The organism is Pseudomonas izuensis (assembly GCF_009861505.1).
Classification (GTDB): Bacteria; Pseudomonadota; Gammaproteobacteria; order Pseudomonadales; family Pseudomonadaceae; genus Aquipseudomonas; species Aquipseudomonas izuensis.
In genome coordinates this window covers 1-13,229 of the sequence record NZ_WTFT01000009.1, presented here as the reverse complement: position 1 = coordinate 13,229, position 13,229 = coordinate 1, and the positions used below count along the sequence as shown (strand labels likewise).

The window sequence follows — 13,229 nt, the reverse complement described above, 5'->3', positions numbered from 1 at the left end:
ATGTGTGGCCTGGATCGACGTGCGATATTCCAAGCATTGTATTCAGGCCTTTCTCTAAATCAGGGACACATGGAAGATGAGTCACCCCTCACAGTTCACCTTGCTGCGCACCCGGCGCTTCCTGCCGTTCTTCGTGACCCAATCCCTCGGGGCGTTCAACGACAACATCTTCAAGCAATCGTTGATCCTCGCCATTTTGTACAAGCTCACCCTCGAAGGTGACCGTTCGATCTGGGTCAACCTGTGTGCGCTGCTGTTCATCCTGCCGTTCTTTCTGTTCTCGGCACTGGCCGGGCAGTTCGGGGAAAAATTCGCCAAGGACGCGTTGATCCGTCTGATCAAGCTTGGGGAAATCGCCATCATGGCGGTCGGCGCGATCGGTTTCATGTTCGATCACTTGTCGCTGATGTTGGTGGCACTCTTTGCCATGGGCACCCACTCGGCGCTGTTCGGGCCGGTGAAATACTCGATCCTGCCCCAGGCCTTGCGTGAAGATGAGTTGGTCGGTGGCAACGGTCTGGTGGAAATGGGCACCTTCCTGGCGATCCTGGCCGGGACCATCGGTGCCGGGATCATGATGTCGTCCAGTCATTACGCACCGGTCGTTTCCACCGCGATCATCGGCATCGCCGTGCTCGGCTACCTGGCCAGCCGTGGTATTCCGCGGGCGGCGGCGGCTTCGCCGCAAATGCGCCTGAACTGGAACATTTTCAGCCAGTCCTGGGCCACGCTGAAACTCGGCCTGGGACAAACTCCTGCGGTGTCGCGCTCGATTGTCGGCAACTCATGGTTCTGGTTCGTCGGGGCGATTTATCTGACACAGATCCCGGCGTATGCCAAGGAGTGGATGCACGGTGATGAAACCGTGGTGACGCTGATTCTGACGGTGTTCTCGGTCGGTATCGCCGTGGGTTCGATGCTCTGCGAGAAGCTCTCCGGGCGCAAAGTCGAGATCGGCCTGGTGCCGTTCGGCTCGTTCGGCCTGACCGTGTTCGGATTGCTGCTGTGGTGGCATTCCGGGGGGATTCCGGACAGTGTTGCAGGGCATGGCTGGATCGAGATTCTCGGGTTCGGCCACACCTGGCTGGTGTTGCTCGACATCCTTGGCCTGGGGGTGTTCGGTGGTTTCTACATCGTGCCGCTGTACGCGCTGATCCAGTCTCGCACCGCCGAGAACGAGCGGGCACGGGTCATTGCCGCCAACAATATTCTCAATGCGTTGTTCATGGTGGTGTCGGCGATTGTCTCGATCATTTTGCTGAGCATGGTCAAGCTGTCGATCCCGCAGCTGTTCCTGGTGGTGTCGTTGCTGAACATCGGCGTCAACGCCTACATCTTCAAGATCGTCCCCGAGTTCACCATGCGTTTCATGATCTGGCTGCTCAGCCATTCCATGTACCGCGTGGAGCATCGCAACCTCGACCTGATCCCCGGTGAAGGCGCGGCGCTGCTGGTGTGCAACCACGTGTCGTTCGTCGATGCCTTGCTGATTGGCGGTGCGGTGCGTCGGCCGATTCGCTTTGTGATGTACTACAAAATCTACAACCTGCCGGTGTTGAACTTCATCTTTCGCACGGCCGGGACCATTCCGATTGCGGGACGTCAGGAAGATATCCAGATCTACGAAAAAGCCTTCACGCGCATTGCCCGGTATCTGAAGGATGGCGAGTTGGTGTGCATTTTTCCCGAGGGGAAATTGACTGCCGATGGCGAAATCAATGAGTTCAAAGGCGGGCTGACGCGGATTCTCGAAGAAACACCGGTGCCGGTGATTCCCTTGGCCTTGCAGGGGTTGTGGGGGAGTTTCTTCAGTCGCGATCCGGGCAAGGGGCTGTTTCGCCGGTTGTGGTCGCGGGTGACGTTGGTGGCGGGACCGGCGGTGGCGGTCGAGGTGGCGGAGCCTGCCAGGTTGCAGGCGTTGGTGGGGGATTTGCGTGGGACAGTCAGGTAATCGGTGTTTGTGCAGGACTCATCGCGGGCAAGCCTTGCTCCCACAGGGATTGATGGTGTGACACATATTGTGAGCACAACACAAAACCTGTGGGAGCAAGGCTTGCCCGCGATGGCGGTAGATGCCTAAGCGCTAACCTTGAGCCCGACCAACCCGGTAATGATCAACGCCACACTGGCCAACCGCACCAATGCCATCGACTCACCAAACAGAATGATGCCGGCAATCACCGTACCCACCGCACCCACACCGGTCCAGATGGCATAGGCCGTGCCCAGCGGCAATTCCTTCATGGCAAGGCCCAGCAAGCCAAGGCTGACAGCCATGGCCGCGACGGTGAGGGCGGTGGGGAGCGGACGGCTGAAACCGTCGGTGTACTTCAGGCCGACGGCCCAGCCGACTTCGAACAGGCCGGCGAAAAACAGAATGATCCAGGACATCAGTGACCTCCATCGATTGACGGGGTCGTCCCCAGATTAATGACTCGATCGAGCCGCGGGGTCGTCCCCGCGTTGCGCAATATAGTGCCCAGCATTAATCCGGGGATCAAGTTTCGGATCAGTCGATGGCTTGCTGAGCGGCGATTTCCCGGTCCTGTTTCTCGCTCATGCGACGGAACCAGGTCGAGAGCAGGGCGCCGGAAATGTTGTGCCAGACGCTGAACAACGCACTGGGCACCGCTGCCAGCGGCGAAAAGTGCGCGCTGGCCAACGCGGCACCCAACCCGGAGTTTTGCATGCCGACTTCCAGGGCCAGGGATTTTCGTTGGGCCAGTGGCAGCTTGAACAAGCGCCCGGTGAAGTAACCCAGCAGGTAGCCGAAGCTGTTGTGCAACATGACCACAGCCATGATCAGCAGGCCGGACTCGGCAATCTTCGCCTGGCTGGCGGCAACCACGGCGGTGACAATGATCACGATGCTCACCACTGACACCAACGGCAATACATCGACGGCGTGGCGAACCCGATCACCGAGCAGACGTTGGGCGACGACACCCAGCACGATCGGCAGCAACACCACTTGCAGGATCGACCAGAACAATTCCATGAACGAGACCGGCAGCCACGCCGAAGCCAGGAGCCAGATCAGCGCCGGCGTCAGCAGTGGGGCGAGGAGGGTGGTAACGGCAGCGATGGCCACCGACAATGCCAGATCCCCGCGTGCCAACCAGGTCATCACGTTCGATGAGGTGCCGCTTGGGCAGCAGCCGACCAGAATCACCCCGACGGCGATCTCCGGTGGCAAATGGAAGGCCTGGCAGAGCAACCACGCCACGCCGGGCATGATCACGAAATGTGCAACTACACCCAGAGCCACGCGCCATGGATGGCGGGCGACTTCGGCGAAGTCTTCGAGCTTGAGGGTCAGGCCCATGCCAAACATCACCACCCCGAGCAGCGGCACGATGGCGCCCTTGAGGCCGATGAACCATGCCGGTTGCAGGAACGCCACCACAGCGAATATCAGTACCCAGTAGGCGAAGGTGTTGCCGACAAAACGACTCAATGCAGCCAATGCGCGCATGGCCTGATCCTTAATTTATGTAACGCCACAAACCCTCTGTAGGAGCGAGCCTGCTCGCGATGGAGTGTCAGGCAAAGAGGGGCGACTGACACTCCATCGCGAGCAGGCTCGCTCCTACATTAGAGATCACAAGGCTTTAGATCCCCTGCGGAGTCTCTTCCCCACCCAAGGCTTCAACCAATGCCGGCAGGAAGTCGCCGAACGTCAGCATCATCAGGGTGAAGCTGGCATCCAGTTGGCCCAGGGCTTCATCACCACCGTCCTGTTCCGCCTGATCCTGCAGCAGGTCTTCGAACTTCAGGCGCTTGACCACCATCTTGTCGTCGAGGACGAAGGACAGCTTGTCCTGCCAGGCCAGCGACAGTTGGGTGACCACTTTGCCGGTGCTCAAGTGCAGCTGGATTTCTTCGCTGGTCAGGTCCTGCCGCTTGCAACGCACGATGCCACCGTCTTCGTGGGTGTCGCGCAGTTCGCACTCGTCCAGCACGAAGAAATCGTCCGCGGCTTTCTGGGTGGTGACCCACTCGGTCATGGTCGCGGTCGGGGACATCTTCACGGTCAGTGGACGCACCGGCAGCGTACCGATCACTTCACGCAAGGTGGACAACAGGTCTTCGGCGCGTTTAGGGCTGGCCGAGTTGACCAGGATCAGGCCCTGTTTCGGCGCGATGGCGGCGAAGGTCGACGAGCGACGGATAAAGGCGCGCGGCAGGAAAGCCTGGATGATTTCATCCTTGATCTGGTCGCGTTCCTTTTTATAGACCTTGCGCATTTGCTCGGCTTCGATCTCTTCGACCTTTTCCTTCACCGCGTCACGCACGACGCTACCCGGCAGGATGCGTTCTTCCTTGCGTGCGCTGATCAGCAGGAAGTCACCGCTGACATGCACCAGCGGCGCATCTTCGCCCTTGCCGAACGGTGCGACGAAACCGTAGGTGGTCAACTCCTGGCTTGCACATGGGCGCGCCAGTTTGGTGGCCAGTGCAGTTTCCAACGCCTCGGCATCAACAGGCAGATCTTGGGTCAGGCGATAGATAAGCAGGTTTTTGAACCACATGGGGTGAGTCTCTCCTTATATACAAAGGCGGGCATTATTGTCCTCCGTGTGCCATAGGCCAACCCTTCTCTAAGCCTTTGGAAGGCATGAAAAAATTAATTAAAAAAGTGCTTGCCAGAGGTGGGGTCGCTCCGTAGAATGCGCGCCACACCGAAGCGAAGGGTGATTAGCTCAGCTGGGAGAGCGTCTGCCTTACAAGCAGAATGTCGGCGGTTCGATCCCGTCATCACCCACCATTCGTTTCAAGTGTTACGCGCAGCGGTAGTTCAGTCGGTTAGAATACCGGCCTGTCACGCCGGGGGTCGCGGGTTCGAGTCCCGTCCGCTGCGCCATATTCGGTAACCTGGAACACTGAACGCCAGGTCACCACGGAAAAGCCCGCTAACGCGGGCTTTTTTCTGCCTGAAGTTTGTCGGTTGTATCTGCTGGGCGCGTCGTTTCACTGGTTTTTAGATTTTTTTGAAAAATTTATCAATTAAATCAACACTTTATAAAAACCTGTGGCATAATGCGCCCCGCAACGAAGGTAAAGGGTGATTAGCTCAGCTGGGAGAGCGTCTGCCTTACAAGCAGAATGTCGGCGGTTCGATCCCGTCATCACCCACCACTTTCAACGCTACGCGCAGCGGTAGTTCAGTCGGTTAGAATACCGGCCTGTCACGCCGGGGGTCGCGGGTTCGAGTCCCGTCCGCTGCGCCATATTCGGTAACCTGGAACACTGAACGCCAGGTCACCACACAGAAAGCCCGCTTAATGCGGGCTTTTTGTCGTCTGGCGTTTGGGTTTTCTGCCTTTGTAGGAGCGAGCTTGCTCGCGAAAAACCCGAAAACACCACGGGGTGTCAGACTTCCCTCGTTATCGTTGACGACCATCGCGAGCAAGCTCGCTCCTACAGCCCGGCATTGCGGGCGTGTCGGTAGTCGCTGACGGCCTCGTAGACGGCTTTGCGCAGTCGGTTGATGCCACCAATCGGGCGATGGGCCTCAAGGCCAAACCATGGATTGAACGAAAGATTGTCGCATTGCAGGTTCAGCGCCGGCGTGTCGAAATCCTGTGCTGGCACTGTGATCCGCGCCACGGTTTGAAACGGCGCATCGCTCTCACGCCATTCAATGCTGGTGTCTTCGATCGGCATGTATTTGTTTGCGTCCTGGCGCTGGATCTGCAAGACGAAGCATGCCGGCACTCGATCTGTGGATAACTGCTGGTTCAGCGCGCTGCGCAGGAAGTTCGGCAGCTTCTGATTTTGTGTCGGCAAGGTGTAGCCCGGGCAGCTTTCAGCGTCGGGCATTACGCGAAACTTGGCATTGGCCTCACCGAATTTGTAGGGCGAAACCGAAAAATAAGTCGTTTGGGTCGGGCTCGGCGGTGCGGGGGAGAGCGTCGCCAGAGCAATGAGCAGATGACGAACCTGCCAGGCGCGCGGATCCCAGCCCGGAAAGAACGCCATCATTGTTTTGCCATCCGCCTGAGCCGCGACATTCTGACGATACTCAGCGACATCGCTGACGAAGAAGTTCGGATGACTGAACATCACGAAGTCCTGTTCGCCTCGTTGCTGGCGATCGCTCAGCAGTTGTTTGCCCGGCACTTCGAGCAGCTTGATGGCCATGCCCCGGGCATCAGGGATGCTGTCGAATTGTGGGTAGGCGTTGCCGTTGGACAGGCGCAGGGTCGCTTGCCAGGTTTTTCCGGGTTCGCTGAACACGCCTTGGCGCAAGTCACTTTCCAATTCCGGCAGTACCTGGACTTCCGCCTGCACGCAGCCGTGGGCCTTGGCATGGGCATCACGCAGATAGCGTGTGCTTTCGCGGTGCTGGTCGACGATGCGCACAGCGGTCTGAATAATGTCCTGAGTCATTGTCGCTTCGCCGTCAGGGATCATTTCCTGCGCCGATACCGGCCCGCGGTGTTGCCAGGCAAACCACGCCGCGGCCAGCACCCAGCCGAGCAGTCCAAGCCCCAACAGCCAAAGCAAGGCCTTGCCCAGAAAGGCACCCAGGCGCAACCAGAGGGTCTTCAACATGCAGCAATCCTTTTGATCATGGCAGCTGCGACTCCAGCGGGCCGCCCAGCACTTTCAGATACTCCAGCAGTGCCCAGCGCTCCTGCGGCTGTAGCAGGCGGCCAATCACGCCATTGCCGAGCTTGCCGGAGCGAAATTCGTGCCCGCTGTTATGGTTGCCGGTGATGCGCGTGTCGAACTGAAAGCCGTTGGTAAAGGCTTCGGTGCGATAGCCCAGGTGCTTTGGGTCGTACTCGAAGGTGCCTTTGTAAAACGTGGTTGTGCGTTCATCCTGCGGCGAGAGCAGCTGGTAGATGCTTGGCACCGAACCGTTATGCAGAAACGGTGCCGTCGCCCACACACCTGCCAATGGTCGAGCCTTGTAGGCGCGTAATTCACGTACTCCGATAGGCAGGCCGAAACCGTCCATCTGCGGTCGTTCGGCCGGGGTGATACCGGCGTCGCGATAAGCCCGGTTCCCGACAAATGCCGTGACATAGGCCAGGCCCTTGGCCACTGACATCTGGCTCAGATCAAGCGGCTCGGTGGGCTTGGGCTCGACGTCGAGTTGTTCCAGTTCCTGTTGATTCCATTGCAGCGCCGTCAGGTCGAAACGGTGGTCGGCAATGTTGTTGGCGGCGCCTGGGTCGGTACCGATGAACTCCACCGGCAGCATCTTCAGGTGTTGTACGTATCGCCCTTCGCCTTGAGTTACCCGTGGCACGTGGCAGCCGGCGCAGTTCTCGCTGAACAGGGCACGACCTTTGGCAGCCAGGGGCTTGTCGATTGCTCCTAGCAGGGCTTCCGGCCAGGCGGGGGGTTCCAGTCGTTGCAGGGTTTGCTCGATCAGGTGCAAATCGTGCACTCGAACACTGGAGGGGTAACGGTCAGCGCCCATCAGCGGCTGCCTGTTACTGTCAAAAAAGTTCAGCGTGGCGCCTACACCCAGGGCTTCGCCGATATTGCGCGCCATGGGTTGCTTCGCCGAGCCATTCCATTGCACCCAATCGAAGGTCCACATGTCCCATAACGGCGGATAGTCGACCGGGGCGTTGGCCACGCGGTAGTTGGCGGGGGAAATCGCATCGCCGAAGCTGGCGTTGGCAATGCGCCCGAACGCATCGGTACGCCCAGGGCCTTCTTCGGTCGGGTAGAGCCCGCGATGGGTGTCATTCCAGGCTACTTTCAGGAAGGTATCCAGGGAGCCTTTGAATTCCTTGCGCAGTTGCTGGTGTCGGGCCTCGTAGTCCGGGCCCAGCACCTCGCGAGCGAAACGTTCGAATTTCCACGGGTTGTAGTAAGTCGAGGCCAGGCTCGCCACCAGTGCTTGTCCGAAACTCCCGCCTCGCAGTGTAGGAACACTGGAAGGCAAAACATGCTGCGCCGAACCGCCGTCGATGCGCACGGCCTGTCCCTTGAAGCGCAGTTCTCCGGTATGGCAGGCGGCGCAGGTAATATCCAGAAACGTTTGCGTACCATCGGAATTCTGGTGGCGGGCAAAGCCCACCGGCAGGTTGCCGGGGTTGTTCGGTGTGGGTTTCTGCCCGGGGTCGATCAAGAAACCGAAGCGCGCGAGGTATTCGGGAGCGGCGAAGCGTTGTTGCGAAAAGGGCAGTTCGAGCGCAGTGAACCAGTCGTAGCGCAAGCCTTTGACCTGAGTGCCCTGGGGCGTGAAGTAATAGCTATCGCGGTCGGCAACGCTCCATTGCTCCAGGTAATGCACCTGCTGCGCCGGGGACCACAGCGGCAGTTTCGGGTTGGCAACGTAGTACAACACCACGGCCAGGCCTGCACCCAGCAGGACAGCCATCACACACAGCAAACGGAATAAGAGGCGCAAGATGAACGTCCTTGTCGATTTATGCTTCCGTTATGCCTGAGTGCCAGATAGGCGGCAAGTGGCCATTACGCCAGGTGTCGTGGGATGCAGAATTAGTTTCTGTGGGAGCGAGATGACAGAAGTTTCATCATCTACACTCCGAAAAGCGTTTAAACACCTGAACTTATCGGAAATCTCTGGCTCTCATGCCGGTAGCCATTGGTCGTGGCCGCCTGATAAGCTCGCGGCTTTACTCGATTGCCCTTTAGGCGCATGAACAAGGAAATAGCATGAAACAGCATCGGTTGGCGGCGGCGGTGGCCCTGGTTAGCCTGGTACTCGCGGGTTGTGACTCGCAGACCAGCGTAGAGCTGAAAACCCCGGCGCAAAAAGCTTCCTACGGGATTGGCCTGAACATGGGCAAGAGCCTGGCTCAGGAAGGCATGGATGACCTGGACTCCAAAGCCGTAGCCCAGGGCATCGAAGATGCCGTTGGCAAGAAAGAACAGAAACTCAAGGACGAAGAACTGGTTGAAGCCTTCGCCGCACTGCAAAAGCGTGCCGAAGAGCGCATGGCCAAGATGAGTGAAGAGTCGGCGGCCGCCGGCAAGAAATTCCTCGAAGAAAACGCCAAGAAAGCTGGCGTCGTGACGACCGCTTCGGGTCTGCAGTACGAAGTGGAAAAGAAAGCTGATGGCCCTCAGCCAAAGCCGACTGACGTAGTGACCGTTCACTACACCGGCAAGCTGACCAATGGCACCGTGTTCGACAGTTCCGTCGAGCGTGGCAGCCCGATCGATCTGCCGGTCAGCGGCGTGATCCCGGGTTGGGTCGAAGGCTTGCAACTGATGCACGTTGGCGAGAAGTACAAACTGTACATTCCTAGCGACCTGGCTTACGGCGCGCAAAGCCCAAGCCCGGCGATCCCGGCCAACTCGGTACTGGTGTTCGACCTGGAACTGCTGGCAATCAAGGATCCAACCAAAGAAGACGCTGCCAAGTAATCAGCGCCTGACTTGAAAACAACGCCCCGTTCATGCGGGGCGTTGTTGCATCTGGAGTCCGGCACGGGTAAACAAAGCGAACCGATGATGTAGGCTGGAGTCATAGCCAGTGTAGGACCGGCGCTAACCGCGTCAGATCGCCAAGTCAATGAAATAATGGGTTTTTTTTGATGGGCAAAAAACGCCCGATCTAAGCTCAGCCCTTGTGTAATGGGGCTTTCAGCCGTGAAAAGTAGCTCTGTTCACAAGGTTATCCACAATTTGTGTGGATAACATTTCCGTGGGAGTCATCATGAAAACACCCTGGAACTTCGCTCGTTTCCTGCCGCTGGCCGGACGCCTGCTCGCACGTGGGCGCTTGCCGACCTTGCTGTTCGCAGTGGCCAGTAAAGGTGCCAGCCAAGGCCATCGGCTGGGCAAGCTCAAGGACGATCTTCGCCTGTTGCAGGCACTATGCCTGGCGTACTGGCGCGGTGAGTATCGCGCAGTTAGTCCCAAGGCGATGGTATCGGTCGTGGCTGGGCTGATGTACTTCCTCAGCCCGGTGGATGCGATCCCGGACTTCATCCCGGTGTTCGGCATGCTCGATGACATTGCGGTGCTGGCGTGGTTGATGAAGGTGCTCGACGATGAGCTCAACGCCTTCCGTGCCTGGCGCAAACGTCAGGTGCCGGAGAAGCTCGCTGTGGTCGAGCGCTTGCCCGATACCAAGGAGCAACTTCAACTCCAGGGCTCGAAAAAACACTGAGTCGATCAAGTCTCATCCACAGATAGATACCCCCCGCGACCTTGGCCGCTGTTAGGATTACACTTCTAGGGAAAAGTGCCGACTCGCTAAGTGTTGTTGTCCTACGGGGTAGTCATGGATATTCAGATAATTACATGCGAAGGCGAACCCGAATACGCGGTTCTGCCGTGGGCTCAGTATCAGGCTCTACTTAAAGCAGCAGGCATCAATGAAGCTCCGTCGCGCCCGGCCCCAGCGCCGCTTGCGACAACCCAGGACCCGATTCTTCCAGGTCTTGATCAGCTACGCAGTTTGCGCGAAGGGAAGGGCATCGCCATTGAGGCGCTCGCCCGCACGGTAGGTATCAGCCCGTCTTATCTGGCCATGATCGAAAGTGGCGAGCGTCAGCCCGACGCTGCGATTCGCCGCAGTCTGGCCTGGGAATTGACGGTGCCTGGGTGGAGGGATGAATCGTGAGCGTACGCATCAGTCGTCAACATTGGGACGGATTGCTGGGCGAGCTGGATCAGGCGCGCCGTCAGCGTCATCTCCTGACCTATCGGGCGTTGCTGGAGCGTTTGCAGCTCCCCACGCCCGCCATGCAAACCCTGACCGCCGCCCTTGAGCATCTGGCGGCGCTGGACGCCAAGGCCGAGCAACCCTTGCGCAGTTCATTGGTGATCAGTCAGGGGGCCAGCCGCCTGCCACGCACCGGTTTCTTTGAGTGCGTCGAGCGCCTCGGACGTTTCTCCGGGCCGTCCGATGGCGTTGCCGCCGCGTCCTGGCATGCCTCGGAAGTGGTGCGGGTGTTCGAGTACGAGTACCCCGAGTCGGCGGAGGCCTGAGTGTTTTTACGACTCAAGGCGCGGGTCAATTACTGGCTGGCGCGCAGGCTGTTTCACTGGTCGTGGTTTGTGCGTAACCCCCGTGGCTGGCGCTGGCTCGAAGGTCAGTTCGCCCGCATGGCGAACCTGGGCGATGTCGGCGCCCAGAGTTTTTATGGCCATATCCTGACCTTTCGCGGCGTCGGTCTGGGCGCGCGCGAAGAGGGTGTTCGCCTGCTGCGCCTGGCGGCATTGGCCGGTGATGGCAAGGCGGCCTATCAGGTGGGTGTGATCAGCCTCGCCGGGACCCCGAGCAAAGCATCGGACCCCGCCGAAGCGGCGCGGTTCTGGGGGATTGCCGCCAAGGCTGGGCATCCGCTGGCGCAGATCAAGCTCCAGGAATTGGCTTCCCGCGATTCCTCAAAATAACACCGACTTATCTGACAGACGAACGTGGCGCAGGGGAAGATTCCTAAGCCACGTTTTGTTTTAGCGAATCGCCCTACACGAAACACCTCCTTTCCTGACTTCTTTCCCCGCTGATCCCCCGCAAAGTCCCTCGCGCCCTATTTCCTGTGCGAGAGATTGCTCATGTTTGACCCGGTTTTTCACGCGGCTTCCTGCTTTTCGGAGGGGTGATGGATCACATCGCCCGGTTCGAGCAGGAACTCGAGCATTTCCCGAACACACTGACCCTTTACCGCCAACAGCTCACGCGCTGGTTCAGCCAGGCCGCCGACCGGGTCAGCCACGCCACTGACATGCCCTCGCTGATGGGCATGGACCGGGTAATCAAGCTGGGCGATGCCAGCACGGTTGTCAGCAGCGGTGACGACGACTTTATTTCGACGGTCGCGCAGTGCCCGCAAAGTGGAATCCTGCAGATCGAGAGCAAGTTCGAGTCGGTGTATGACGTACCGCTGGGGAACATTCAGGTCGATGTGATTGCGGTGAAGGGCGGCGAGTCGACGCCCGTCATGCTGGATGAAAACGGCAAGGGGCAATTCAGGGGAGAGGCGGGCAGGTTCTATCGCGTGCGGGTGCAGGGTGAGGTTACGCCGCAGCAGGTGGATGAGCTTTTCAGTTCCTACAACAAGTTATCTCAGGCTCTGGAACGTTGGCTTCGCAGTGAGTGGGACGTCTTCAAGCCACAGTGGTCGCAATCGACTTCAGGAGCCGTGGGCAACGGGATGTTGGCCGGCAGTTGGGCGGCCATTGAGGGGGTGTGGGACGGCATCCACTTGCTGTCGGACATTCTCCGGGATCCCGGTGAGTTTGCGGGGCGGCTCGGCAGCGGCGTCGATCAGCTGAGGGCGCTGGCGGAAAAAGCGCCGCAGGAGATGGCAAAGATCCAGCTGTTGGCCAGTGACGAGGCGGCGCTTTCTCTACTGTTGCGCACGGCCAGCCTCTGGTTGGACATGCTGCCACCCAGCATGATTGCCGGTGAGACCGCCAAAGCCGTGTCCATGTTGGTGGTGGAATTGTTGATCGACATCCTGATCGCGGTCGTCCTGACCTTCGCCACGGCCGGGGGTGGAATTGCCTACTTGAAGATGCGTTTGGCCAGTCGCGGCGCACAGTTGATCAGTGCGGTAGCACGACTGGTTGAGGCGATGTTCACGATCCTCAATACCTTCGTTGTTTACGTTGACCGCTACAAAAAAGTCGCTGCCCGGGGTGTTGCAGCCGGGTTGAAGAAAGGCCGGATGCAACTGCGCTGGAATGCGCGCAGCAACACCGTGCTGAAAAAAGACGAACACCACGACGACGTTCCGAAACCGGCGAAAAACCCCAACGGCGACAGCGCCGAACCCGCCGCCCACACCGCCACCCACGGCTGTCCGCTGTCGCTGGTTACCGGCGAAGAACTGCTGAGCCTCACCGACGGCACCCTCGACGGTCTGCTGCCGTTCGCCTTCACCCGCCTGTATCGCAGCAGCGCCGTGGAGCTCGACAGTGGCCTCGGTTTCGGCTGGAGCCATTCACTGAGCCAGCGCCTGGAGCTCGACGGCGACACGGTCACCTGGGTCGATCCGGAAAACCGCCGCACGCCGTTTCCCCGGCCCAACCAGGCGCGCCCGGCGATCCACAACAGCCTGGCGCGGGCGGCGATTTACCTCGGGGAGCAACCGGACGAACTGATTGTGGCGCTGGCCGGTGAGGCGCCGCGTTTCCAACACTTTATGGGCGGGCGTCTGAGCGCCATCAGCGACGCCTACGGTAATCGGCTGACGGTGCAACGCGATTTTTCCGGCCGCATCCAGCGCCTGGATAACGGCGCCGGGCGTTGTTTGCGACTGCGTTATGACCGCCAGCAC

12 protein-coding genes and 4 tRNA genes are annotated in these 13,229 nt (G+C 59.3%); 11 read left to right on the top strand and 5 right to left on the bottom strand.

Translation table 11 applies throughout. The features are described 5' to 3' along the window. Positions 1 to 76 precede the first annotated feature (76 nt). Positions 77 to 1,951, top strand: coding sequence for an MFS transporter (locus GPL81_RS08765; protein ID WP_160106417.1), 1,875 nt, complete (start codon positions 77 to 79; stop codon positions 1,949 to 1,951). A gap of 125 nt (positions 1,952 to 2,076) precedes the next feature. Here GPL81_RS08765 and sugE read toward each other — a convergent pair whose 3' ends face one another. From sugE to rdgC, 3 genes are all read right to left on the bottom strand, one after another. Next, the gene (gene sugE / locus GPL81_RS08760; RefSeq protein WP_008060873.1) at positions 2,077 to 2,391 is read right to left on the bottom strand and encodes a quaternary ammonium compound efflux SMR transporter SugE; all 315 of its coding nucleotides are present in this window, start codon (positions 2,389 to 2,391) and stop codon (positions 2,077 to 2,079) included. A 118-nt stretch (positions 2,392 to 2,509) separates the two neighbouring features. Next, complete coding sequence (locus tag GPL81_RS08755; protein ID WP_096509681.1) at positions 2,510 to 3,475, bottom strand: bile acid:sodium symporter family protein; 966 nt, start codon at positions 3,473 to 3,475, stop codon at positions 2,510 to 2,512. A gap of 136 nt (positions 3,476 to 3,611) precedes the next feature. Continuing rightward, positions 3,612 to 4,532 (bottom strand): recombination-associated protein RdgC, encoded by a 921-nt coding sequence (gene rdgC / locus GPL81_RS08750; protein WP_008060875.1) that lies wholly within the window; start codon positions 4,530 to 4,532, stop codon positions 3,612 to 3,614. 160 nt (positions 4,533 to 4,692) lie between these two features. Between rdgC and GPL81_RS08745 the strand changes: the two genes are divergently transcribed. From GPL81_RS08745 to GPL81_RS08730, 4 genes are all read left to right on the top strand, one after another. Continuing rightward, positions 4,693 to 4,768, top strand: a tRNA-Val gene (locus GPL81_RS08745). A 19-nt stretch (positions 4,769 to 4,787) separates the two neighbouring features. Next, positions 4,788 to 4,864: transfer RNA gene (locus GPL81_RS08740), tRNA-Asp, on the top strand. 199 nt (positions 4,865 to 5,063) lie between these two features. Continuing rightward, positions 5,064 to 5,139 (top strand) — tRNA-Val (locus GPL81_RS08735). A 15-nt stretch (positions 5,140 to 5,154) separates the two neighbouring features. Further along, positions 5,155 to 5,231: transfer RNA gene (locus tag GPL81_RS08730), tRNA-Asp, on the top strand. A 190-nt stretch (positions 5,232 to 5,421) separates the two neighbouring features. On the opposite strand, the gene GPL81_RS08725 is transcribed toward GPL81_RS08730, so the two are convergent. Both GPL81_RS08725 and GPL81_RS08720 read right to left on the bottom strand, forming a co-directional pair. Further along, positions 5,422 to 6,558 carry a catalase family protein gene (locus GPL81_RS08725; RefSeq protein WP_160106416.1) on the bottom strand — a complete coding sequence of 379 codons (1,137 nt, stop codon included), beginning with the start codon at positions 6,556 to 6,558 and terminating at the stop codon, positions 5,422 to 5,424. A gap of 16 nt (positions 6,559 to 6,574) precedes the next feature. Next, on the bottom strand, positions 6,575 to 8,377 hold the full coding sequence (locus GPL81_RS08720) for a di-heme-cytochrome C peroxidase (protein ID WP_160106415.1): 1,803 nt from the start codon (positions 8,375 to 8,377) through the stop codon (positions 6,575 to 6,577). 269 nt (positions 8,378 to 8,646) lie between these two features. Between GPL81_RS08720 and bamJ the strand changes: the two genes are divergently transcribed. The 6 genes from bamJ to GPL81_RS08690 all read left to right on the top strand — a co-directional run. Next, positions 8,647 to 9,360: a BamJ family beta-barrel-assembly machinery protein gene (gene bamJ / locus GPL81_RS08715; protein ID WP_096509683.1), complete on the top strand. Its 714-nt coding sequence runs from the start codon at positions 8,647 to 8,649 to the stop codon at positions 9,358 to 9,360. Between the two features lie 292 nt (positions 9,361 to 9,652). After that, positions 9,653 to 10,108, top strand: coding sequence for a YkvA family protein (locus GPL81_RS08710; RefSeq protein WP_160106414.1), 456 nt, complete (start codon positions 9,653 to 9,655; stop codon positions 10,106 to 10,108). Positions 10,109 to 10,222: 114 nt separating this feature from the next. Next, entirely contained in the window at positions 10,223 to 10,564 is a 342-nt protein-coding gene (locus tag GPL81_RS08705; RefSeq protein WP_160106413.1) for a helix-turn-helix domain-containing protein, read from the top strand. After that, positions 10,561 to 10,932 carry a hypothetical protein gene (locus GPL81_RS08700; protein ID WP_003223109.1) on the top strand — a complete coding sequence of 124 codons (372 nt, stop codon included), beginning with the start codon at positions 10,561 to 10,563 and terminating at the stop codon, positions 10,930 to 10,932. The genes GPL81_RS08705 and GPL81_RS08700 overlap by 4 nt, the downstream gene beginning before the upstream one ends. Further along, entirely contained in the window at positions 10,933 to 11,340 is a 408-nt protein-coding gene (locus tag GPL81_RS08695) for an SEL1-like repeat protein (protein ID WP_160106412.1), read from the top strand. A 209-nt stretch (positions 11,341 to 11,549) separates the two neighbouring features. Then, positions 11,550 to 13,229: DUF6531 domain-containing protein (locus GPL81_RS08690; RefSeq protein WP_246218910.1), on the top strand; the 1,680-nt coding region annotated here is incomplete at its 3' end.

Excerpts from the sequence above, each read along its gene's own strand:
- GPL81_RS08765 (WP_160106417.1), top strand. The coding sequence starts at position 77 with ATGAGTCACCCCTCACAGTTCACCTTGCTGCGCACCCGGCGCTTCCTG.
- sugE (WP_008060873.1), bottom strand. The coding sequence starts at position 2,391 with ATGTCCTGGATCATTCTGTTTTTCGCCGGCCTGTTCGAAGTCGGCTGG.
- GPL81_RS08755 (WP_096509681.1), bottom strand. The coding sequence starts at position 3,475 with ATGCGCGCATTGGCTGCATTGAGTCGTTTTGTCGGCAACACCTTCGCC.
- rdgC (WP_008060875.1), bottom strand. The coding sequence starts at position 4,532 with ATGTGGTTCAAAAACCTGCTTATCTATCGCCTGACCCAAGATCTGCCT.
- GPL81_RS08725 (WP_160106416.1), bottom strand. The coding sequence starts at position 6,558 with ATGTTGAAGACCCTCTGGTTGCGCCTGGGTGCCTTTCTGGGCAAGGCC.
- bamJ (WP_096509683.1), top strand. The coding sequence starts at position 8,647 with ATGAAACAGCATCGGTTGGCGGCGGCGGTGGCCCTGGTTAGCCTGGTA.
- GPL81_RS08710 (WP_160106414.1), top strand. The coding sequence starts at position 9,653 with ATGAAAACACCCTGGAACTTCGCTCGTTTCCTGCCGCTGGCCGGACGC.
- GPL81_RS08705 (WP_160106413.1), top strand. The coding sequence starts at position 10,223 with ATGGATATTCAGATAATTACATGCGAAGGCGAACCCGAATACGCGGTT.